This window comes from Mycoplasmopsis agassizii (genome assembly GCF_002272945.1).
In the GTDB taxonomy this organism is placed as follows: Bacteria; Bacillota_I; Bacilli_A; order Mycoplasmatales; family Metamycoplasmataceae; genus Mycoplasmopsis_B; species Mycoplasmopsis_B agassizii.
This window is the reverse complement of record NZ_NQMN01000001.1, coordinates 512,057-536,247: the sequence shown is the minus strand read 5'-3', so window position 1 is coordinate 536,247 and position 24,191 is coordinate 512,057. Positions and strand designations below refer to the sequence as shown.

Below are 24,191 nucleotides of genomic sequence, written 5' to 3'. Positions count from 1 at the left end.
ACTTATTTATAAGTATAAATTAAATTAATCTATTAATTATTAAATTTTCTGCATTTTAGTTTGCAAAAATAAAAAAATATTTTTGCATTCACTTTTTTCACGTTAAGATTAAGTTATGGCTAAAAGAAAATACTATAACAATCGTGACTACTTTTTAGATCGTCAAAATCAAGTAGTTAGATTATCAAGCGACTTACATGATAAGTTATTGAATAAAAAATTATACGGAAACCGTGGCTTTAAAAAAGTTACAGGTTCAAGAGCAGGCAACGTTTTAAACGTTGGTGGTTTTGCTTCACAATTTGCTGCTTTTTGTGATATTTCACAAATTGGACTACCAATGCTTGATTCAAAATATGTTAATGCAGGAACAATTATTGAACCTAAAGTAACTGATTATCTTAGAACAATGTTACCTGATCAAGAAATTGAAACTTATGATCCTATGAAATATAATTTTGATTATTTTGCAGATAAAGATGATGTAATTGGAGGAATTCCTGATGGATATATTAAAGATCAAAACGTAATTATTGAAATTAAAACAACGGGTGCAAAAAATATTGAAAAATGAAAAAAAGGTGAAGTACCTGAATCATATATTAGACAAGCACAACTGTATTCATATTTAATGAAGGCTGATATGTTTTGAATTGTTTCAACTTTTTTAAATGAAGATGATTATTTATATCCAGAAAAATTTGACATCAACCAGCATAAATCTTTAATTCATAAATACAAAGTTAATCATCAAGCAGTTGCTAATGATGTTTTATTAATTAAGGAATGATATAAAAAATATACTTTATCAGGTGTTAGTCCTAAATTTGATTTATTCAAAGATAAAGACTTAATTGATTTTTTAGAATGTTCAAATGAAGAAGAATATGAACAGTTAATTAGAAGATGAAAATCATCTGGAAAAGCAGAAGCAAGTTTTGAAAATGTTTAGTGAAATTGATGAAGAAAATTTAATAACATTTAAAGAATATAAAAGATTTTTTTCAGTTCCTAATCCATATTTTATTTGACATGATTTCAATTTTAATAAAGAAAATTTAGGTGATGATTTAACTGATGAAAATGATGAAGAAGATAGTGATGATGAAGGATCAATTTTTAATTTAAATCCTGATGAAGATGTTTTTGATCCACAAAATTATCATGATGTAATAACTAATTTTAATCCATTTGAAAAAACCAATTCATTTGCAATTAATTTATTAAAAGAAGATTTAGATGATTCAGAAATTTATGTTGTTAGTTCAAAAGATAATAAAATTTCAAAATTGAATAACACATTAATTGCTTTAAATGATGAAAAAATTAAAATTGTTTTTAATGCATATTTTTATTGAAACGATTTTTTTGCAAATGTTTTTTACTTCGATAAAAGAACAAATGAAATAGGAGTTATTAACTATAAATCTAAGTCAGTATTAGATAATACACTTAGATCTATTTATAATTTAGAAGTTATTCAAAACGCCCTAAAAATCGACATTTCAGAACATAATTTTTTAATTTTTGATGAATTAAATTCAATTAAAAAATCAAAAAATTTAGTATACAAAAAAACTAGATATGCAAACTATTATAAAAAGAATTATTCAGATGGATCAAAATTAAAAAAAGAAAAAGAAGGTGTTGTAGATCTAGAAACTTTAATTTCAATTGAAGAGGATTTTAAAAGTGGCTTTTTACATTACAAAAATCGTGCAAAAGAACCAATTCAACTTTTAACTGCAAAAGATTTTTATGAAAAATTAAATGCAAATGCTATTTTAGAAAATGAATTTGATAATTTAAAAACTCCTCATCTTATTAAAAATGAAATTCTATATGCAAAGAATAATTCTTTTTTTAATATCAATGATTTTAATTTTAAAGAAGAAAGCTATGATGTTTTTTATATAAACCCTTTTAAAAAAGATATGAAAAATTATGTCTTTGCTGACTTAATAAGTTTTAATGGAAAATCATATAGTGTTAAAACAAATGATCATGAATTAGTAATCAAAAATTTACTAAATGAACATTCACTAATTCAAGAAAAAGAAGTTATTCCAAATAACTATAAAACTGATTTTTTAAATTTAATGTATTCATATTTAAAAAAAGATCAAGTATTAGTTTGATTTGATTTTGAATCCATCAATTTACCAGAAACTGCATTCAAAGGTTATACACCATATTCACAGGTACCTTTTCAGGTTTCTATTGTCAGAACAATAAATGGTGAATATTTAAAAGGTGAATGAGATAGTGAAGATATTGTTTTTGATCCTGAAAATTTAGATATTGAATTATTTGCAAATATGGTTAGAAGAATTTCAAGCTTCAAAGATTTTGCTTCAAAAGATAAAGATTATAAATATATAACTTATAATAAATCATTTGAAAATGGTGTTTTGAAAAAACTTAAAAGTGTTTTCAAATATCATAATCATCCTGATTATGAAGATTTAGCAAAACGTATTGATTACATTACTTTTACAAATAAAGATGATAAAAGTAATGACAACTTATTAGACTTAGCTGATTTCTTTTTTTACAGATCCAATAAAGAAGATAGTGCTAAAAAGAATTATTCAATTAATAATACAGCAATAGTTTTTTTAGGTTATTTAAAAGGTAAGTATAGTATTAAGTTATTAGAAAAATTTATCAGTTCTAAACATTCTGATAAATCATTTTCTAAATTGATTACTCCTTATAAAGAACTAGAAATTAAAAATGGTTTACTAGCAATGACTGAAGGAGTTAAAAAGTATTTAGGCTTAACTCACCAGCAGATTTGAGATCAACAACTTGTTCCTAATTTGAAAAAGTATTGTCATAACGATGTTATGTCAATGGTGATGGTTTTAGAATATTTAATTTACTTATTAAAAAGAGATTGAAAAGATTTAAAAAACCTTCAAACAAATTTTGACAAAACAAATGTTTATGTTGACCTAGATTAGTTTTGAGTCAAAAATTAAAAAATGAAAAAGTTGCTTTAATTAAACAAGCAACTTTTTGTTTATTCAAAATGTTTCATATTTCAATCGTAAACATTGAAATCAGATATTTTGCCTTTTTCAACTGGAATTAAAAAGGAATGAAATCTTTTAGGAAGACTTGTAGGGATTACAGAATCTGCACCAGAAGTTATACCTTTAGGTACTGTCGGTGCAATATTTCAGTCAACATAAATTGTTTTAGTTATTTCATCAATTTTGTATTTGCTGATTTCTAATCAACCTTCTAATAAATAATCGCTACTTTCATTAAATCTAAAGTATTGAGAAATATCCTTAATAAAAAGGTAGTCATATTTATTGAAATTTAATTTATCTTTTATAATTTCAAAATTAAATGTATTTGATCACGGTAAAAATTTATGTCTTAACTCTAATATGTTTTTTGAATTTTTAAAGTCAAAGAAATTTAATAAGTATTCATCGTAGAGCTTTTGATCATTATCGCTCAATCTTAAACTCATTCTTAGATCATTTTCATTTTTTACAATACTAATAAATTTTTGGTAGTCTGGTTCAGCTTCTTGTTCCAACGCATCAACAAGGTAACGACTATTTTTTTGCTCTTTATCAAGACAATTATAAACTTTTGATTTACTATAAATTCAATCAGGTTTATTTGCAAAAAAAGTTCATGTATCTCTAATTTTTTTCTGTCTTGGAGTTTCTTCTTCACCTACCTTGAGAGAACCACCTCCATCACCTATATTTAAATCAGGGTCACTAGTTTTTCCATCAGAAACATTTCTTACTAAAAGGTTTCTTCAATTAAAGTTTTCAAAACTATCTTATACAGGATATCAATTACCAAAAGTAAAAAACTTATAACCATATAAATTTATTTGAATATAAGGATCATTATCAGCCTTTGTTAATTTTGAATATACTGCTGCTCCTTTCTCAAGAGGTCAAGGAAATTGTTTTATAACTACTTTTGGAGTTTCTAAAGGAGTTTCTTTTTTATACATAGCTTCATTTGTTGAACAAGCAATTAGTACACCAACAGAACTAGTAATTAATAATGATGATATAACAAAAAATACTTTTTTGTATTTTTTAGATTTTTGAATATGTCATTGCGACATCGAAATTATCTTTTCTATCTCCACCATTTTGGAAAATGTCGAAGTTATATGTGCCACTTTCAGCAACTTTAAATTCAAAAGTAAATGTATTAACTTTATTTGCTTGCTGCCATGAAGATCATTCGGTGTATGCTTCCATTTTTTTATTAGACGGGTCAATAATATTAAGTTTAACTGGAATAGGTCCTACATGTTCTTCGGTAGGTTCTGGTCCATTTCTTAGAGGAAAATAAATCACTGGTTTTTGAAATGGGTCTATATTCAACCATGTTAAATTTATTCTGTATATATCACCTTTAACTAGGTCAAGTGTTTTCTTTCTTGGGTTATTTTCTGTATTTTCACTTCTTAGAGTGAAGTAGTCTAAATGTTCCAAGGATTCTTTAACTTTTTCAAAATTAACCCTACCAAACCCTGCTTGATCATTGTAAACTTTATGTTCTTTAAAAGTTAAATTAGGAAAAAATTTAGTTTCTCAATAAAGCCTACTTCTTGAACCTGATATTAATGCACTCTTCATAATAATTGAATCATAGCCTCTGTCAAAATACTCACTATAGTTGGTTTTTAACAAACTAGCAATTGCAGTTATAGTTGGTGCTGCAAAACTTGTTCCAATTTTTCTATCACTTTCTCCGTCTTTTCTTTCTTCATCTGTTAAATATCGGCTTGCATATTGACTAATAAAAAGATCGGGAGCAGATGTTGTTACGTAATTTATTCATGCAGAATGCTCTGAGTAGTCATTTGCCTCAATGTTATCATCAAATTTTAATGCTCCAACAATTATTGAATTGTATGATAAAGAGTATGAATCAAGATATTTTGCTATTTTACCGGGTGTAGCATATTTATAGTAAACTCCGTTTTTTTTATAATAATCATCACCTCTACCACGATTTCCTGCTGCTTTTATGAATACCACTTCTGGATTGGCATTTATAAAATTATCTAGTCATATAGCATTGTCATTGTATGAAGTATATTCAATTTCCTTGCTAAGATCACCTTCTTCTCAACTATTATTAATAATAGTTACACCTTTACTTACAAGCCTTTCAATAGCACCTTTATGTCCGTTTCACCCTTGCAATCAATCACTATATAAACTAGCATAAGGATTGATTCCTTGTTGTCCAATAATTATTTCGGCAACTTCATTAGCATGAAGTGAAATAGGACCTTCTTCAACATGAATATCATCAGAACTGTAAATGATAGCATCTTTTCTTACTAAACCACCATATTCAAGTACTCCGACTTTAACTCTTTTTTCTTGTTCTCAAGCTTTTTTAGCATTTACTCTTTCATCCCTTAGTGTTAATGGATTCAGTCCAGCAAATTCGTATCTTAATCTGTTTTGATTATAATAATTGTTTCATACTTTATCTTCATCCATATCTCATCTTTTATATACAGGTTTTGGTGGTGCAGGTGGTGGAGTGTAAACAGGCTCTGGTTCTGGTTTTGGTTCAGGAGCAGGTGGATGCATATCTTCATAAGAACGACAACATCAAGGAAGTGGGTCAAAATAATCAAAATCTAATGCAATACTGCTATTGATTTTTTGTCACTCTTGAACTGGATATTTTGTATCAAAAATATTTACTTGTAATAAGTCGTTAAAATCTATTTGAAGTTCAACTATTTTTAAAAAAGACTGTTTTAAATCTTCAATATCTTCGAAGGCAATTGAAAAAGTTAGTGTATGTTCTCCATAAATATATTGATGATTTTTTTCCAGTAATTTTTTTAGACTTTCAACATATTGATTAATTTTGCTTTTTTCAACATCTGCTTTAAAAACTATTTCTAAACGATTAGAACCGTTTTTAATAATTTGTTTTTTACTTTCTAAATTATTTTCACCAATTTTTTTATAAACTCGGTAATTCAAAAAATTACCTTCAGCCATTTCGGTAATTGATGTTGCGTTTTTAATTTTATTAATCAATAACTGATAATCTGATTTTTTAGAATTATCAGTTATAGAAGGTGCATGCTGACTAATTGCTGAAATACCAGCAAAACTAGAAACAGTAAATATCCCACCTGTAAGTAAGGTAAGGATTGTTTTTAGTTGTGTAGTTTTTTTCATTATTTGAAATCCTTTTTTGTTTTTATTTTGCTCATTTTAAAGAAAATTTTTAAGAAAGTAAACGAACACATAATTTCTTGAAAGCATTATATTTAGATTGCAAAAATTACTTTTTAAAGGCTAATTTTTAATTTTAATTAGAGAATATAAATAATAAATTGATACAATTAGAAACACACGACTGAGCACTCAATTATTTAATATTTTTTTCAAAATTAAGTAGCTCATTCAAATTTATTTATGAATTTTAATACTCAAAAAAATAAAAAAGTTACACCTTAAAAAGATGTAACTACAGTTTCAAAAAACTAGTTTATGTTTTTAAATGATCAATCATTAACTTTAAAATCAGAAATACTTCCTTTTTCAACAGGAATGAAAAAAGAGTGATATCTACTAGAAGGTTCTGAGTGAATTGCAGTATCAACAACAATATCAATGCCACTAGGTACAGTTGGTTTATGACCTCATTTAATATTGAATGTTTTACTATTTGGATCAATTTTATAATCTTGGATTTCTAGTCCACCATCTAGAAAAACTTCTATACCTTCACCACTATTACGAAAGTAACTGCCACTATCTTTAATAAAAATATAGTCATATTTTTTTAGATCTAGTTTACTTTTAATTGTTTCATAATTAAAACTATTTGATCAAGGTAAATATTTTTTCTCCAAATAAGAATCCTTATCAGTGACATTTTTTAATTCAGATTCTCTTACTATTGATTTTAGGTATTTTAAATAAGTACTTTTACTTTCTTCATCTAATCTTAAAGATGATTTTAACTCTTCTTCATTCTTAATTAAACTGATAAATTTTTGACTATCAGGTTCTTGATTTTGTTCTAATGCATCAACTAAATAAAAGCTATCTTTTTGTTTATCACTGAGTGAATTATAGATAGGTGAGTTATTATAAATTCATTTATATTTTGGAACAAATAATCCCCATCTTTTTCTAACTTCTTTTTGTTCATCAGTTTCTTCGCCAATTATAAAAGGTGACTTTGTATCGGTTTCATGCCAATTAGGATCTTCTCCATTTTTATTATCACTGCTATTTCTAATAATGATACTTCGATAAGTTAAATAACTTGAATCGGGTCGTGCACCTGTTCGGTATCAATTACCAAAAGTAAATCGTTTGTATCCATATAAATTAATTTGAACATAAGGTTTCTTATCTACTTCGGTAGTTTTTGAATAAACTGCTGCACCTTTTTCAAGTATAGTAGGATGGCTACTACATGCAATTAAAGACACAGTAGAAATCACGCCGACTGCTAAAGTTGTAAATAAAAAAATTAACTTTCTTTTTTTAGATTTTTGGCTATTTATAAGTTTCATCATATTCTGCTTGACATTCACGATAATTGTTTTCCATTGTAATTATAATTCAATTAAAAAAATGAAAAATCAAATAACGATTTTTCATTTTAAACAAAGTTTCTAAATAAGAAATTGGTATAATTTATATTAGATTTATTTTAATTCTTTTATGCTTGATTCATCAGTTTTAAAATTTAAAATTTTATTTTTTAACTTAATTTTAAATCACTTATAAAAAGTTTTGAAAATAAAAAAGTTACATCTTAAAAAAGATGTAACTATGAATTTATAAGTTAATTAACTTATCTTTTTAAATGATCAATCATCCACTTTAAAATCAGATATGCTCCCTTTTTCTACTGGTAATAAAAATGAATGAGATCTTTTAGAAACACCTGTCAGGATAATGTCGGGTGCTGCTAAATTTTTGTCTTTTGGTGCTGTCGGTTTATAATCTCAAGAAATTGAAATTTCTTTACTGTTTTTGTCAACTTCATAATTTGAAATTTCTAAACCACCATCTAGAAAATATTCGCTACCATTTCCTTCGGTATGAAAATATCTTGCTAAATCTTTTATGAAAATGTAATCATATTTTTTAAGATCTAATTTACTTTTAATTGCATCATAATTAAAAGTATTTGATCAAGGTAAAAAGTTTTTTTCTAAAAAAGCATTCTTATCAGTTACATTTTCTAGAGTAGATTTTTCTGTGATTGATTCAAGATATTTTAAATAAAGATTTTTGCTCTCATCATCTAATCTTAATGATGATTTTAGTTCTTCATCAGTTTTTATCAAACTAATGAATTTTTGACTATCAGGTTCTTGTTTTTGTTCAAGTGCATCAACTAAATAATCACTGTCTTTTTGTTTATCACTTAAAGAATTATAGATAGGAGAATGATTGTAAACTCACTTATATTTTGGAGCAAATAATCCCCATCTTTTTCTGATGTCTTTTTGCTCTTCGGTTTCTTCTCCAATAGTAATTAATTTATCACCAGTTTCAGGAAATTCAGGATCTACGGTAGCTTTATTATCGCTACTATTTCTAATGATAAGTTCTCTATATTTCAGAGTACTAGAATTAGAGTTTGTATATGTTGGGTATCAATTACCGAATGTAAAATCTTCATACCCATATAAATTTATTTGTACATAAGGTTTTTTGTCTACTTCAGTTGTTTTAGAATAAACTGCAGCACCTTTGTCAAGTTCTTTGGGATTGTAGTCAATACTGCTACATGCTACTAGAGAAATTGTTGAAATTACACCAACTGCTAAAGAAGTAATTAAGAAAATGAATTTTCTTTTTTTAGATTTTGGATTAGGTATTATTTTCATCTTATACTCCTTGATATCCACGATAATTGTTTTTCATCGTAATTATAATTCAATTAAAAAAATGAAAAATCAAATAACGATTTTTCATTTTAAAATTTTTTCAAACAAAAAAAGTGGTATAATTTATGTTAGATTTATCTAGTTGGTTTTATTTATAAAATTTACTAGGTTTTAAGAGTAATAAACTAATAAAATTATTAAACTGATTTTACTTTATAGTCTAATTCAAATTTAATTTCTGGTTTTAAAGCATTCGCAACATAACAATATTTATGAGCTTTTTCCATCATTTCATTTGCCAATGAAATGTGTTCTTGATCTTTAATTAAGACAGTTGGATAAAGACCTACTTCAGTAATTTTGGTATCTGCTGCACTAGTACCTTCTAAAGTAACTGTTGGTTTATCTTCATAAGCATACACTGTAATTTTACGGTTTTTAGCTAGTGCTAAAAAAGTTAGTAAATAACAATTACTTAAAGCTGAAGCTAATAATTCTTCAGGATTTCAAAAGTGATTTTGAAATCCAGTTTCAGAAAAACCACCAGTGATTTTTTCTTTATTATTTAAATGACTAGTAATATTGATTGCTTTATTGTAATTACCATCAATAAATTCTTCACCTTTTAATTCTCATTTGACATCAGCATGATGCAAACTTTTTCTTGTTTTCATATGAACCTACTTTCATGATAAATTATAAATAAGAAAAATAAAAAGTAACAGCAAATGCTATTACTTAAAAATTTGTTGCCAAAAGCAAATTTTATGTTTAATAATTTTACTAAAATTATTGCTTCTAAGACATCGCCTTAATTTTTCTTACTAAATCATGAAGGTAATTTGCTCTTATGCCCATCTTCTTGGACTGTTTTTGTTTTTGTTTCACTTGTTAGAGAAATGTTATTAACAAATTTACTAGTTAAAGAAAGTTTTTCAGTTAATGGAAGAGGTTCATCGAATAAAAATTCTTTGGTATTTTTATTTTCTAAATCAATTTCCATTGTCTTGATAAGTTCTTTAATTTCTTCAGATTTTTCCATTGTAGATAATACTTGATTACTCTTAATTCCAGTAGCGATTACACTTACATAAATATCATCACCTGCATTATTATCCATTGATGTTCCAAAAATAATGTTGCAATCTTCACCTACAGCTTGTGTAATTACACTTACTGCTGTGTTGATTTCTTTTAGCGTAATATTAGCGCCACTAATATTAACAATTGCATCAGTTGCACCCTTAATTGAAGTTTCAATTATAGGGCTACTGATTGCATGAATTGCAGCCTTAGTAGCACGGTCTTCACCAACAGCTCTTCCCATTCCAATAATTGCATTACCTTTATTAGACATTACTGTTTTAACATCAGCAAAGTCTAAATTGATATGCGCTGGAGCAGAAATAATATCTGTTAGTGTTTTAACCGTTAGTTTTAAAATCGTATCAGCAAAGACAAAACTATCATTCATCGGTACATCGCCATATTGCTCTAGTAATTTTTCGTTACTAATCGTAATAATTGAATCAACTTTCTGAGATAGTTTAGCAATACCTTCTAAAGCATTGTTTTTACGTTTATTACCTTCGAAAATAAAGGGAGTTGTGACAATTGCCACAACAAGAATTCCTAAACTTTTTGCGATTTCAGCAAAAACTGGTGCTGCTCCAGTACCTGTTCCACCACCCATTCCGGCAGTGATGATAACCATATCAGCACCTTTTAATGCTTGCTTAATCTCAGCGATACTTGATTGTGCAGCTTCTTCTCCTACTTGAGGATTAGCTCCTGCACCAAGACCACGAGCACTGGTTGAGTTTTCATTATCTGCTCCAAGGTGAAGTTTTACCAAAGCAGGTGAAGCATCAAGAGCTTGTTTATCAGTATTGGCAACGATAAATTCAGCGCCACTTAAGTCGCTGTTAATCATGTTGTTTATACTATTAGTTCCTGATCCTCCAACACCGACTACTTTAATAATAGCTGTGTTTGTTTTTTCTGACATTTGACCTCCCAAGGTTTAGTTAATGATACTTCTTCAGTTTATTAGGACTTTTGACTTCGTAAAAAAATTCAGGGAAAGTGTAAGTACTTTCAAAGTTGTAAGTCACATTTGCTTTTTGATAGATACGGTTTAAATATTGATGAGAAAGTTCATTCTCATTGAATTCAAACTCGGTGTTTTGATTTTCGATAAAGACTATTTTAGAATTTGTGATAAAAGCATCACTTGCTCGGAATGCTTTTCCCATAAAGTTAAAAGCACCACTAAAAACAACTACTTGTTTTGTTGCATAGTCACTGAATTTTTCACTTAAAAATTCATGCAGTTTTTCTCAGTATAAGATGATGTAATTTTCTATTTCCTTGAAATAATCTGGATATGATAAGAGAGGAGAGAGAGAGTTGAGATTATTTCTTAATTCAGGATTTTCGACTATTAAATCAAATTTTGAAGCATAAGTATAAAGTGTTTTTTCAGCTTCTAAAGCATTTAGGTTAAATTTGTCATGTAACCATTTTATAAAGTAGTTTTCGCCAAATCTAAATTGCTCAATTTTCACGATTTTGTCGTTTTTACGTTGCGTAATAAATGTGGCGTTGCTTGATAAATGCACGTTGATGTAATCGCTGCCATTATCTTTTAAAAGTGAGTTTGAAATTTCAGCAAAGGAATAGATTTTATTAATTACTAAGCCTAATTTTTCAAGTGCTTCACAAAGTTCAAAGTATTTATCGTTTTCAACATAGGTAATTAGTGATTTGATTTTAACACGTTTTAATTCGCTAACATCATTTCAGTTATCAAACTTTTGTCAATAATTACTGTGTTTTGATATCGAATATTCTAAAGGAGTGATATTAATTGCAAAGTCTTCCTGATTTTTTTTGCTAAAATCACTGTCAATGCTTTTTAAAAATTCCCCAGTAGAATCTAGATTTTCATCGCTGTCTGCTTGCTCGCTGTTCTTTTTAATATGGATGGTACTTTTTATAGCTTTTGTGCGAGCATTTAAAAAATTATCCTTATAAACAACGTCAATTTTACTTGGAGCAAATCCTAATTTTTCTTTATGCAAGACAATAAATCGCCTTGCATTAGAAATTTCTTCATTTAAATTAGTGATATCTAGATAAAACTTTTCATCAATAATCTTAAAAGAATTTACTTCATCGGTTACATAAGTAACAAAGCGAATACTCGAAAGATCCACTTCAATAAAGCTTTTTGGTTCCCTTGAAAAAGTCATTAATTTGCTCCTTTCTTAAGTATTTTTACAATTTTTGTAGTACTCTCAGTTTGGCACTGCGAGCACGTTTATTTGTTTCAATTTCGTTTTTATCAGCTGTAAAACTTTTAACTTTATATTCTTTAACTTCCATTAATGGAAGTTTTGAATCATGTTTATTTTTGATTAATTTACCAAAAAAATATTTGACAATTTTGTCCTCTTTTGAATGAAATGTAATCACCATTAACTTAGAGTTTTTTCGCATAAATTCTAAGCAGGTTGGTAAAACTTTTTCTAAGACTTCAAATTCACGATTAACAGCAATCCTTAGTGCTTGAAAAACTGTTTTAGCAGGATTTTTTTCACGCAAAATCTTTGCAGGAAGTGCTTTTTTAATCACGTCAACTAGTTCCATAGTTCTATATAAAGGTCTATTTTTAATAATGGCCTTCGCAATTACGTGGGGTAATTTTACATCGGCGTAGTTATTAAAGATCTTTAATAAATCTTGATAGTCTCAATGATTAATAATTTCTTGCGCAGTTAGTTGCGTATTTTGATCCATTCGCATGTCTAATAAGGCATCTTTGTTATAGCTAAATCCTCTTTGGGCATCATCTACATGAACGCTAGAAATACCTAGATCAAATAAGAAGTAATCAACTTCTGAAATTGCTAATTCTTCTAAATAAGTCTTCATATTTTCAAAGTTCGACTTAATAAAAGTAACATTAGGGAATTTTTCTAAATGCTTTCGACTATTTTTTATCGCAAAGTCATCTTGATCAAAACCGATTAATTTCAAGTTAGGATTTTTTTCTAATATTGCTCTGGCGTGACCAGCATACCCTAAGGTGGCATCTACATAAAGTGCTTTTTTATCAGGTTCGATTTGTTCTAAAACTTGTTTTAACAAAACAGGTATGTGCAAATCCATGAATTATTCACTGCCTTTTTTATCATTACGATTAAAAATAGCAGCGGCTGCTTTAGCATAAGCTTCATCATTCATTTCATCGTCAAAGGAATCGTAGGCTTCTTTTGATCAAATCTCTACTTTGTTTCCAATTCCAACAAAAACAACTTCTTTTTTGATAGAGGTTTTTTCAACAATGTTGTTGGTCAATTTAATTCGACCAACTTTATCAACTGTAACTTCTTCAATTCTTTGATAAAAAGCACGTTTATATTTAATTGCTTCAATATCTCTTAAATCAATTAAGTCCAGTTTTTGTGACTCAGCATTAAAGTCTGCATCAGTTCACATTTCTAAGACATTATTAAAAGTTCTAAATAAGAAAAATCGTGACCCAAAATGGTCTTTAAACTTAGTCGGGATGGCAACTCTAAGGTTGTCATCCAAGGTGCGTTCAAAATTCCCGAAATTCCCCATTTTTCCCCCTATCTCTTCTATTTAACCACAAATTTGGACAAAGTTGTAAATTTTTTCGGCTTTTCAGTTGATTTTTTACCTAAAAATGGTTGATTAGTCAAGTTTTAGTTGTTCCCTTTATATAAATAGAAGGGATTAGTAATTTTGCTAGTCTAGTTTAATATCTTTTTTAGTATTAAAAAAGCCACTTTTAATTAATTAAAAAACAAGTTTTTTGCTCTTAAAACTAAGAAACAATAACTTCAAACTTAACTAGGTAAAGCACTCATAAAAGTAGTAAAAATAAAATCAGAAAAAGTGCGTAATTTTTCTGATGAAAAAACGCTTTTTTCTGATATTATAAAAAAACGAACTTATACTTTTAGTTCAAGATTGTTGTCCCGTTAAACAACATTTTGCGACTTATTCGTAAATTAATAAAAGTAAATTCTAGGCAAATTTAAATTTATATATGAATATATTCAGGAGAAATCATGCGTCAAACAACTATTGTTAAGCACCTTGAAGTTGACAAAAAATGATATCTAATCGATGCTGAAGGGCAAGTATTAGGTCGTGTTGCAGCTCAAGTAGCAACAATCTTACGTGGAAAAAACAAACCTACTTTTACTCCAAATGTTGACATGGGAGACAATGTAGTAATTATTAATGCTGAAAAAATTGTTTTAACAGCAAATAAAGAATCTAAAAAAATGTACCACCGCCACTCAGGTTATAAAGGTGGATTAACATCTCAAACAGCGGCAGTTGTTAGAGAAAAAAAACCTTATGCTTTATTAGAATTAGCAATTAAAGGGATGTTACCTAAAACTGCTTTAGGTAGAAAACAATTTAAAAACTTATTTGTTTATGTTGGTCCAGAACACAAACAAGCAGCACAACAACCAGTGAAAATTGAGGTGAAATAATGGCTGATGTAATGTTTAGAGGGCTAGGAAGAAGAAAAGCTTCTGTTGCTCGTGTTATTTTAAAACCTGGTAGTGGTGCTTTCGTAGTTAATAACCGTGAAGCAAAAGAATACTTAAAAAGTGACATCTATATTAAAGATGCCTTGCAACCTTTTGGAATTACTGACACAGTTAATAAATTTGACATTAAAGTAACCGTTAGAGGTGGAGGACTTTCTGGTCAAGCAGGTGCGATTCGTTTAGGAATTGCTCGTGCTTTACTAGAAGTATCAGAAGATCACAGAAGAACACTGCGCCCTGAAGGGATGCTTACTCAAAATTCAAAAGTTAAAGAACGTAAAAAACCTGGTTTACGTAAAGCTCGTAAAGCACGTCAGTTCTCAAAACGTTAGAAATTTTATTAAAAAATTTACCAGTTACTATATACTTTATAATTGGTAAATCATTTATGGGAGCGTAGCTCAGCTGGTTAGAGCACACGACTGATAATCGTGAGGTCGATGGTTCAAGTCCATTCGTTCCCACCATATATTAGAGATAATCAATTCCAAAATAAAATGCAAAATAACCGTTATTGAAACGGTTATTTTTTCTTGCATTAATATTTAAAGATCACCTTCAGTCAGAATTATATTTCACTCATTCATATTAAAATCAGTAATTTTACCTTTTTCAACAGGTATTAAAAAAGATGTAGTTCTAGGTGGATAAGCATATACAGCTCTAGCATTATGCGCACAATTAGAGCAAAACTTTTCAGCAACAAAACCTGCTTTCATTTTAATTATTTTATTTTCAATATCAATTATATAATCTAATAATTCAATCCCTGCTTCTACTCTAGAAACTCTTATTGCCGTGGAAGAAAAATATTCTCAAAGATCTTTAACAAATAAATAGTCGTGATCTTTTAAAGTTAATTTTGACTCAATAGTTTGCTGATTAAAACTTTCTGATCAAGGCTTTAATTTTGCTAATTCAGCAGTTGTTAAAGTTTTCCCCTCAATTCTTTCTAAATAGGTATTATGCTTTTTTTGATCTTCATCATTTAATCTTAGTTGCTTTTTAAGGCTTTCTTGATCAGTAACCAAACTAATAGATTTTAAATAATTAGGATAACCTTTTTGAATTAAAAAATCTTTAAATTCTTTTTGAGGCATCAATTCATTAATTATGTCCATTTTTGATCATTCATGAACTTGACCGTTTTCATAAATTCATTGATCTTTTTTAACTGAAGTATTAAAAAACTGTTTTGGATCAGTTATGTTACTCGGACCTTGCCTTTGGTATGATCAATATCAATCACTAAATGAGAATCAATTGTTAAACCCAACTATGTTCAACTGAACATAGTTTTTCTTTGAGTCAGTACTTTTACTATAAATAACTACAGTGTCACTGACATATTGTTTATCACGCATTTCTGCTCAGTAGTTACTACATGCAACTAGTGATGAAACAAAAAATGTTACAGCTGGTAAGGCAGCAAGGAGAAATATTTTCTTAATTTTTTGAGTTTGTAATTTCATTTTAATCCTAACATTTTTATTTATTTGTATTTTTTTATTAACACTTAACTAGGCAATTAATAATGAAATTCTTTTACCTAAAATTTTTTATAATACTTTTATTCCAATCCAGTAATAAGGCAAGCAAATTATAATTCATGTGCAAATTAATCACTTTTAAAAAGCAAATTATTTATTGATTATTAAATATTTTTATAATAAGAGTACAATTTTATATATTAATTTGAAGTAACTATAAATAATAGTTTTAGTGCTTTAATTGAATAAATATTTTTGCACTTTGAAACATAATTAAAACTCTGTATATCTGTATTTAGAATTTTTTTTACTAAAAATACTAAGCCACTTGTTTTGGCTTAGTATAAATGTTTGTTCTGTAAAATCGAATTTTTTAAATAAATGATTTTCTAAATATCACTTCTAGTTAAAACTATATTTCACTCATTCATATTAAAATCAGAAATTTTACCTTTTTCAACAGGTATTAAAAAAGATGTAGTTCTGGGTGGATTAGCTCATGATATTCCCTGATTTACTACTCCACTAGTTTGAAATTTTTCAGGGACAATATAAGTTTTAATTTTTATTGTTTTATTTTCTAAATTAACAATATAATCAATAATTTCGATACCAGCATCTACTCTTGAAACTTGAATCATAGGACTTTCAATGTATCTTCATAGATCTTTTAAAAATATATAATCAAACTTTTCTAAATTTAATTTTGAGTTGATGGATTTTTCATTAAAACTATCACTCCATGGCATTAGTGCTTTTATTTCATCATTAGTCAGTGTTTTTTTCTTAACTCTTTCTAGATAATTTTTATACTTGTTCTCTTCATCTGCCGTTAATCTTAATTGTTTTTTTAGGTTTTCTTGGCTGCTGATTAAACTTACAGTCTTCAAGTAATTAGGAAAATTTTTCTGAGAATCAAAGTCATTAAATTCCACTCAATTAGAACTACCAATTCCTTCTAAACTTATCTCGTGAATTTTTTTATTATCATATTCTCATTTATTCTTTTTAACAACATTGTTAAAATACTGGTTAGGATCATTTGTATCGTCTTCACCGTATCTTTGGTATGACCAATATCAATCACTAAAGGAAAAATAGCGATTATATCCCACAATATTAAGTTGAACATATTCTTGGTTGTTAGATGTTTTTTTACTATAAATAGCAGCAGTATCACCTGTATACTGTTTGTCTCTCATTTCTGCCCAGTATCCCTGACAAGAGACTAATGCCAATGAGGAAATAATTGTTATAGGTGAAAATAAGATAAATATGTATTTATTTTTTTTAAATTTAGAATTGAGAATAGGTCATCGCCACATCATAATCTTTTAGCCTTGGATCTTTTAGTATTGAATTATAGAATACCTCGAAGCTATAATAACCTGATTCTGTTGCTTCAAAATCTACAATCTTTGTATTTCAAAGGTTGTTGTCTACTGATACTACTTTTCCAGAGTTCCCTGGAAATCTTACATTTAGTGAAATTGATACTGGTGGCGTAAAAGTATCATCGGGTGTAGGTACATTATAAAGTCAAACACTTTTATCTATTGGAAAGCGATGAAGTAAATCCCTAACTTGTCATGTTATATTAACACGGTATTTTTTACCCTTGTCTATATAAACTTTTTTTACGTATTTATTGTCTTCTGTATAGCGAGAAGTTAGTCTAAAATATTCTAAATTATTTAATGATTCTTGAATTTTTGAATAATTTGCTCTACCAAATCCAGTTTTGTTATTATAGTTATGATTTCATACAGATTTTTCTTGATTATTTCATAGATAGTCATCTAGATTATTTCTAGAACCAGAAATAATAGCACTTTTGATAATTATTGAGTCTTTTCCTTGGTTAAGTTTTGCTTGATATTTTGGCTGTTTAAGAAGTGCAACAATCCCTGTAATAGAAGGTGCTGCAAAACTTGTACCACCTATTGCATGAAGCCCTTTTTCATCTTCAAATTCAGATATGAACAGATCAGGTGCTGAAGTTGTAACATAATTAACGTTTTTAGAAATTTCGCTAAATGCTTGTCCTTTTACTCTCTCTTGGGTTTCTAATGCACCAACAATTATTGAATTAAAAGATAATGATCTGTGCTCAAGAAATTCGTTGCCCTTTTTATATCCTTTTTTTAACGGATTCCCCTCATTTCCTGCTGTTTTTATAAAGACTACTTCACTATTTTGAAGTAAGAAGTTGTCCAGCCATTGAGCATCAGCATTATAAGCTGTAAGATTTTGATAAACCGATCCCCAACTGTTATTAATTACATGCACACCGTTATTTATAAATCAATTTAACTCACCTGCTATGCCATTTCAATCTTCAAACTGAGAACTATAAAGATCCACATAAGGCGTTATGCCCTGCTTACCTATTATAACTTCGGCTACACGATTTGCGTGAAGTCCTACAGATTCAGAAAGAAAAAAATCATCATGAGTTACCTTTTTTGTTGACTTTCAAAATTGTTTTGCACTTGTATCAATAATCCCAGAAGGGTCTAAAATTCCAACTTTCACAAGTTTTTTCTTTCCAACTATGGGTGCACTATCTCTTCTTTCTTCACTTAGAACTGGGTATGTCAAACCTATGAGTCTGTATCTTTCTTGATTTAATCAATTATAATTTTCTCAAAAAGAACTTTCTCCATCGTAGATAATAAACGGGCTACCACCTATGTCTGGATCTGATCCAAGCAAAATTTTATATATATTTTTATAATAAGCAGGCTTTAACTGTTCTACTGTTTTACCTGTTTCATTTACATTGACTTGTAATATATCTTGAGAGTCTATTTCTATAGTTAGCAATTTTAAAAATATTTTCTTAAAATTTTCTAATGAATCAAAAGCAATAGAAAACGTTAAAGAATTTTCAGAGTAAATATATTTAGCAGAAAGGCTGTTTATTGCTAATTTTATTTTTTCAACATAATGATTTATTAAATTTGAATCTCTACCTGCTTTAAAAACAATATCGAATCGATTAGCACCGTTTTTTAAAGAAGTAATGTAATCGCTTAAAGAATTAGTCTTAAATTGTTGTTCAGTTTTTTTGTAGTTTATTATGCTACCTTTAAGAATTTCCTCAATTGAATCAGATTTTTTTATTTTTTCAATTAGATTATCTAAAAATGTTTTTTTATCTTTAACAGAATTGTTTTCTTCCATTGTATTGTCATTCTTTGCAGAAATATTTGCAAAGCTAGACAAAAATGTAGCACTTGCAAAAGACAGAAGAATTAGTTTTTTTAAAATGTTAAATTTTTTATTTTTTATCATGTTTACCTCAAATTTAGTTTTAATGCAATAATTATATTAAATTTCCAAAATAGACTTTAAAAATAAATTATTAATATTTTTTAACAAAGCAAATATTCAACAGTACTCTTTTTAAGAAGATTTTTTCAGTATCCAAAAAATCGTTTTTTTAAATAAGAAGATAATTTTAATATTTTGAAGATATAAATTTTTAACGTTAATAAATGGTTAAAATTTTCGAAAAAGCAACTTAAATCAATATTGAAATTAATCAAAAAGTTGTTTTTATGCTCTTATACACCTAAAAAAGTAATTTTTTAAATAAATTTAAAATTTTCAGTTTGATATGAAAAAAATTAAACTTTTTCAATTATTTTTTAATTTTTTTGTAAAAGTTGTAAGATTTTTATATATAGAAATTTACTTTTTTAAAGTAAAGGTTAGGAATATTATGTCAAATTTACCCGAAAAAATGAAGGCTTTAGTCTGGAAAGGTAATGGTGAAGTTAAATTAATTGATAAAGATACGCCCAAATTAATTAAAGACTCAGATGCAATTGTGCATATGGAAACTACCACAATTTGTGGTACTGATTTAGGTATCAAGCACGATAAAATACCTTACATGGATAAAGGTACAACCTTAGGTCATGAAGGTGTTGGAACAATTGTTAAAGTTGGAGTTGATGTTAAGGATCTTAAAGTTGGTGACAGAGTTATAGTTTCAGCTGTTAGCACTTGTGGAATTTGTGATAATTGTAAAAAAAATCTACAAGCTCACTGTACAAATGGTGGTGGTTGAATCTTTGGTTACAAAATTGATGGTACTTTAGCTGAATATGTTAGAGTGCCTTTCGCTGATCATTCATTAATTAAACTAGATAAAGATATTGCTGTTGATCAGGCGATTTTTACTTCAGATATTTTACCTACAGGTTATGAAATTGGTGTTTTAAAAGCAAATATTAAACCAACTGATTCAGTTTTAATAGTTGGTGCAGGTGCAGTAGGAACTGCTGCTTTATTAACTGCGTTAACTTTTAATCCAAAAATGATCATAGTTGCTGACATTAATGATGATCGCTTAGAACTTTCTAAAAAATCAGGTGCTACTCACGTAGTTAATAGCCGTGATGCTTCTAAAGCTGCTGAAGAAATTTATATGTTAACTAATGGTCAAGGAGTTGATGTAGCAATTGAAGCTGTAGGTTATCCTGCAACCTTTGATCTAGCACAAGTTACTATAGCAGTTGGTGGGCATATTTCAGTTGTTGGAGTACATGGTAAACCAGTGCCATTTAACCTAAATAATTTATGAATTAAAAATATTACTGTTTCAACAGGGCTAGTAAGTGCTAACACAACAGTTGATTTATTAAGTAAAATCAAAGCAGGCAAAATTTCAACTGAATTATTATCAAAACCTGAACACCGTAATTTTAAACTAAGCAAAATTGATCAACCAAATGAAGCATTTGATATTTTTGAAAATGCTGAAAAACATCACGCCATGAAGGTTATTATCAGAAACGATATCGAAAGATAACTTTAACTCTTAAACTTAAACTGAACCAAACTAAACATTCAATTTTAGAAATTGAAATTAATAAATAATTAAATTTAGTCACTCAAAATTATTTGAGTGATTTTATTTTTGCTTCAAAAATTCAAAATATTTTACTAACTCATTTATTTTGTAAAATAAGAATTTTTTGTGGGCGATACCAAAGCAATATCAAGAAAATTTTTAAAAGCCAAGATAAAAAAATTAATTACTTTTTTCAATTTTTTTATTTTTTATTCACAAAAAAATCAAAAATGTCAAAAAATTGGTTTTTGATTAATTTTTAGATAAAAAACCAATTTTTTGACTAATAATAAGATAGTGGCAATACAAATATTTTTTTAATATTTTTTCCTAAATATTTTTTAAAAAAATCTTGGAAAAAATATTAATTCGATAATATTTTTATGTTTAATTAAACACCAAATTTGAGAGAAGAGATTTCCAAAAAATTAAGAAAGGTTTTAATAAATTAATATGAAAATTAAAAGACGAAGACTTTTAATTGCACTTTCAGGTTCTTTAATAGTATCAGCAAGTGCATTAATCGCAACTGCGTGTGCAGTCAATGGAGATAATTCAGGCTCAACTGAATTACACCAGTAAATCAAGATAATACAGACCAGCAAAAAGCAGCTGAGCAAAAAGCAGCTGAGCAAAAAGCAGCTGAGCAAAAAGCAGCTGGTAAGGATAATCTTAATAATAACCTACTGACAATTCCTGATTCAAGAATTAAGTTAGAAAAACTTAATTTACTTGCTCTAGGTGATTCAGTTGCTGCAGGTTTTAACGGTGAATATGGTTATCAATTATCAGGTGATTCTAAGAATACAGGACTAAGTTACATTGATTTCTTAGCTAATTTTGTTAAATCAGTTGATGAAACAAAATTAGAAACATATGATAACTATGCCTTGACAGGGTCTACTTTAAAAGACTGATTATACCTTTTAAATATTGATGATCAAAGTCAATCTAACCAAACTAGCTTCAATTTTTTGCGTTCTTTAGATTCTAAAGAAGATAATCCTTTTAAAGATTCTGTAAAAGAAAAATTTGGATCATTTAGTAAAAATGATTTAAATAAGCTACATGAAAAAATTAAATCAGCTAATTTAATTACAATTAATTTAGGAGCAAATGATTATTTAAATGCACTTAAAAATTTATTTCCAATGATCTTTAGTGGAAAAGTTGGTTTTGGTTTAATGGGTGATATTAATAAAATTACTTCAGTAATTCAAAGTGATATTAATAAAGTAAGTGAGTTAATTAAAAAGATGAATCCAAATGCACAAGTTGTATTTTTATCATATCCAATGCCACTACTAAGATTAACTAATACATTAAATGAAATTATAAAAACTAAAATTAGTTTCTTTGATGATCCTGCTGATTTAATTTTAGGTTTCTTAAATAATGCAATTAAAAAAGCAGTTGAAAAATTAAGAACTAATAATCAAAATATTAACTATATAGATGTTTATGATAAAGATGATTGAGCAAAAAATAGTGATACTTTTGCACCAACAATTTTTGATATTCACCCTGGTACAATTGGTTATAAAAAGATTGCTCAAGATTTATTTTTAAAATTATTTTTAAAACAAAATAGTCAAAAAGAATTGTCTAGTTTAATTCCAAATTGAGATAAAGTTTACTTTGCAAATGATGAAAATAAATTTAATAAATTAAATCTTTTTAATCAAAAATATTCTGATAGAGAATTAGTTCAAAAAGTTTATGGGAAAGATGAAAAAGATATTCTATTAAAATTAGATGAGCTACAAACTAAATTTAAAAATGTAAAACATTCATCTATGAAAGATGTTGTTTCTTCATATGTAAACTCAAATAAAACAGAAGTAAAAATGCTTGTTAAAACTATGTTTTCACAAGCAGCATCTTTTGGTTTTCCTCTTGATTTATCATCGATTTTAAACTTCATAAATGATGACCAAAATTTTGACTGAATAGTTGATTCTTTAATCAATTCTGAAGTCATAACAAATTTATTATTTAATTTACAAAACGCCGTAAATACCGATGATTTAGATCAAAATGGAATAGCAGGAACACAAAAAATTACACTTGCAATTCTGAAAGATCAATTAGTAAAAATGCTATCAAAAGATGATGCAATTTTACCTTTTATTAATACCTTAGTTTCAGGATTAAAAACTAAAACAGAACAACAAAAAGAAGCAATTAAAAAAGTTGTTTCTGACTTTCTAAAATCAACATTTGAAAATGATCAAATGGGTACATTATTATTCAAATTAGTTGAACAATTAAAACTACCATTAGAAATTAGTGAAACAACTTTTAAAGGGATTTTAAAAAATCAAAACCTACTGGATTTAATAAATTTATCAGTTAATGATTTTTTAGAAAATAGTGATCAATATGTTTCGCTTACATCATTAAATCAGTTCTTATCTAAATTAATTTCTAGATTGAAAGATAAGCAAGAATTTATAGATTTAATAAAAAAGTTGTTTAGGCTTCTTTTAAAAGATGATTCATTTAAAACATCAATTACTGCAAAAGTTATAGAAGAAGCCGGATTAAAAATTAAACCTGAAGATGCTAATTTTAAACTATTCAAAGATAGTTTAGCAAATGTAGTTGACGGCTTTTTAACTAAAGATATTTTTGATGTTTTGATAAAAGATGTTTTATCAAAAATTGATCTAACTAATTTAAATCAAATTACTAATCTTCCTTTTGCAGATTTAATTAAATCTAAAATATTTAATTTAGATGGAATGTTATTTAATCTAAATTTAATTAAAGAAGATAATAGCTTTGACATTCATTCGTTTGCAAATTTAGTCAATATTTTCTTTGAAACCTCAGATACAGAAACAAGCAGTTTATATAAAGAACTTTTTGAAAAAAATTTTTCATCTAGTTCAGAATCAAAGATTGGTTTTGGTTGAAATGTGTTTGAAAAACTAAAAGAAGTAATAAGTGAATTTTCAATTTTACTTGCTAGAGAATATTTTAAAGAAAGTAATTCTAAAATAAAAGATGTTTACAAAAAAGCAATTTATAGACTTGAAATAACTTTCTATGTTTTTGCAACTAAATACCTTGGGGCAGTATTTGCGTGGTACACAGCTTATCCTTTAATAAATAATTGATTAAGTGGTTCTGAAGAATCTGAATCTTACAAATTGCAAGAACTTTCTATGGGTGAAGAAAGTAAAAGAAAAAAAGATGGGACACCCCTTTATGCAACTTATTATATTTATGATAAATGGTATCCTATGTATGCTAAAGATTTAAAAGAATCACTAGTAAAAGGTTATTGAAAAGACCTAAAATAATTAGATCCCAAATGGGATCTTTTTTATAAATTTATGCTAGTAAAA

The 24,191-nt window shown here is 27.4% G+C and carries 20 protein-coding genes and 1 tRNA gene; 8 read left to right on the top strand and 13 right to left on the bottom strand.

The window, feature by feature from the left end:
* Positions 1-115 precede the first annotated feature (115 nt).
* Together CJF60_RS02185 and CJF60_RS02180 are read left to right on the top strand one after the other, a co-directional pair.
* Entirely contained in the window at positions 116-952 is an 837-nt protein-coding gene (locus CJF60_RS02185) for an MAGa7180 family putative nuclease (RefSeq protein WP_084232640.1), read from the top strand.
* Positions 945-2,966, top strand: a complete 2,022-nt coding sequence (locus tag CJF60_RS02180; RefSeq protein ID WP_084232638.1) for a UU173 family protein — start codon at positions 945-947, stop codon at positions 2,964-2,966. The genes CJF60_RS02185 and CJF60_RS02180 overlap by 8 nt, the downstream gene beginning before the upstream one ends.
* Positions 2,967-3,025: 59 nt before the next feature.
* Here the strand turns inward: CJF60_RS02180 and CJF60_RS02175 are convergent, their stop codons facing one another.
* From CJF60_RS02175 to CJF60_RS02130, 10 genes are all read right to left on the bottom strand, one after another.
* On the bottom strand, positions 3,026-3,556 hold the full coding sequence (locus CJF60_RS02175; RefSeq protein WP_084232636.1) for a hypothetical protein: 531 nt from the start codon (positions 3,554-3,556) through the stop codon (positions 3,026-3,028).
* A 255-nt stretch (positions 3,557-3,811) separates the two neighbouring features.
* A complete protein-coding gene (locus CJF60_RS02170) occupies positions 3,812-4,108 on the bottom strand; it encodes a hypothetical protein (protein WP_084232634.1) in 297 nt (98 codons plus the stop codon).
* Positions 4,080-6,206, bottom strand: a complete 2,127-nt coding sequence (locus CJF60_RS02165) for a S8 family serine peptidase (protein WP_084232632.1) — start codon at positions 6,204-6,206, stop codon at positions 4,080-4,082. Before CJF60_RS02165 ends, CJF60_RS02170 begins: the two co-directional genes overlap by 29 nt.
* A 308-nt stretch (positions 6,207-6,514) precedes the next feature.
* Complete coding sequence (locus CJF60_RS02160) at positions 6,515-7,558, bottom strand: hypothetical protein (protein ID WP_084232630.1); 1,044 nt, start codon at positions 7,556-7,558, stop codon at positions 6,515-6,517.
* Positions 7,559-7,837: 279 nt separating this feature from the next.
* Positions 7,838-8,887: a hypothetical protein gene (locus CJF60_RS02155; RefSeq protein WP_084232628.1), complete on the bottom strand. Its 1,050-nt coding sequence runs from the start codon at positions 8,885-8,887 to the stop codon at positions 7,838-7,840.
* Between the two features lie 197 nt (positions 8,888-9,084).
* Complete coding sequence (locus CJF60_RS02150; protein WP_084232626.1) at positions 9,085-9,561, bottom strand: OsmC family protein; 477 nt, start codon at positions 9,559-9,561, stop codon at positions 9,085-9,087.
* Positions 9,562-9,698: 137 nt separating this feature from the next.
* Positions 9,699-10,895: a cell division protein FtsZ gene (ftsZ, locus tag CJF60_RS02145; RefSeq protein ID WP_084232624.1), complete on the bottom strand. Its 1,197-nt coding sequence runs from the start codon at positions 10,893-10,895 to the stop codon at positions 9,699-9,701.
* 19 nt (positions 10,896-10,914) lie between these two features.
* A complete protein-coding gene (locus CJF60_RS02140) occupies positions 10,915-12,141 on the bottom strand; it encodes a hypothetical protein (protein WP_084232622.1) in 1,227 nt (408 codons plus the stop codon).
* Positions 12,142-12,166: 25 nt separating this feature from the next.
* Entirely contained in the window at positions 12,167-13,060 is an 894-nt protein-coding gene (gene rsmH / locus CJF60_RS02135) for a 16S rRNA (cytosine(1402)-N(4))-methyltransferase RsmH (protein ID WP_084232620.1), read from the bottom strand.
* A gap of 3 nt (positions 13,061-13,063) precedes the next feature.
* Entirely contained in the window at positions 13,064-13,516 is a 453-nt protein-coding gene (locus tag CJF60_RS02130) for a division/cell wall cluster transcriptional repressor MraZ (protein ID WP_084232618.1), read from the bottom strand.
* Between the two features lie 473 nt (positions 13,517-13,989).
* Here CJF60_RS02130 and rplM point away from each other — a divergent pair, with 473 nt between their 5' ends.
* The 3 genes from rplM to CJF60_RS02115 all read left to right on the top strand — a co-directional run bounded on the left by rplM (position 13,990) and on the right by CJF60_RS02115 (position 14,951).
* Complete coding sequence (gene rplM, locus CJF60_RS02125) at positions 13,990-14,424, top strand: 50S ribosomal protein L13 (protein ID WP_084232616.1); 435 nt, start codon at positions 13,990-13,992, stop codon at positions 14,422-14,424.
* Positions 14,424-14,816, top strand: coding sequence for a 30S ribosomal protein S9 (rpsI, locus tag CJF60_RS02120; protein WP_084232614.1), 393 nt, complete (start codon positions 14,424-14,426; stop codon positions 14,814-14,816). The genes rplM and rpsI overlap by 1 nt, the downstream gene beginning before the upstream one ends.
* A gap of 58 nt (positions 14,817-14,874) precedes the next feature.
* Positions 14,875-14,951, top strand: a tRNA-Ile gene (locus CJF60_RS02115).
* Positions 14,952-15,029: 78 nt separating this feature from the next.
* Here the strand turns inward: CJF60_RS02115 and CJF60_RS02110 are convergent.
* The 3 genes from CJF60_RS02110 to CJF60_RS02100 form a co-directional block, all read right to left on the bottom strand.
* Positions 15,030-15,956, bottom strand: coding sequence for a hypothetical protein (locus CJF60_RS02110; RefSeq protein ID WP_084232612.1), 927 nt, complete (start codon positions 15,954-15,956; stop codon positions 15,030-15,032).
* A gap of 407 nt (positions 15,957-16,363) precedes the next feature.
* A complete protein-coding gene (locus CJF60_RS02105; RefSeq protein ID WP_084232610.1) occupies positions 16,364-17,176 on the bottom strand; it encodes a hypothetical protein in 813 nt (270 codons plus the stop codon).
* Positions 17,177-17,270: 94 nt separating this feature from the next.
* Positions 17,271-19,160 carry a S8 family serine peptidase gene (locus CJF60_RS02100; RefSeq protein ID WP_159444213.1) on the bottom strand — a complete coding sequence of 630 codons (1,890 nt, stop codon included), beginning with the start codon at positions 19,158-19,160 and terminating at the stop codon, positions 17,271-17,273.
* Between the two features lie 541 nt (positions 19,161-19,701).
* Here CJF60_RS02100 and CJF60_RS02095 point away from each other — a divergent pair.
* The 3 genes from CJF60_RS02095 (at position 19,702) to CJF60_RS02090 (ending at position 24,146) form a co-directional block, all read left to right on the top strand.
* Positions 19,702-20,796 carry a zinc-binding dehydrogenase gene (locus tag CJF60_RS02095; RefSeq protein ID WP_234805288.1) on the top strand — a complete coding sequence of 365 codons (1,095 nt, stop codon included), beginning with the start codon at positions 19,702-19,704 and terminating at the stop codon, positions 20,794-20,796.
* A 495-nt stretch (positions 20,797-21,291) separates the two neighbouring features.
* A complete protein-coding gene (locus CJF60_RS05385; protein ID WP_268875533.1) occupies positions 21,292-21,420 on the top strand; it encodes a hypothetical protein in 129 nt (42 codons plus the stop codon).
* Positions 21,408-24,146, top strand: coding sequence for an SGNH/GDSL hydrolase family protein (locus CJF60_RS02090; RefSeq protein ID WP_143823573.1), 2,739 nt, complete (start codon positions 21,408-21,410; stop codon positions 24,144-24,146). Before CJF60_RS05385 ends, CJF60_RS02090 begins: the two co-directional genes overlap by 13 nt.
* Positions 24,147-24,191: the final 45 nt, after the last annotated feature.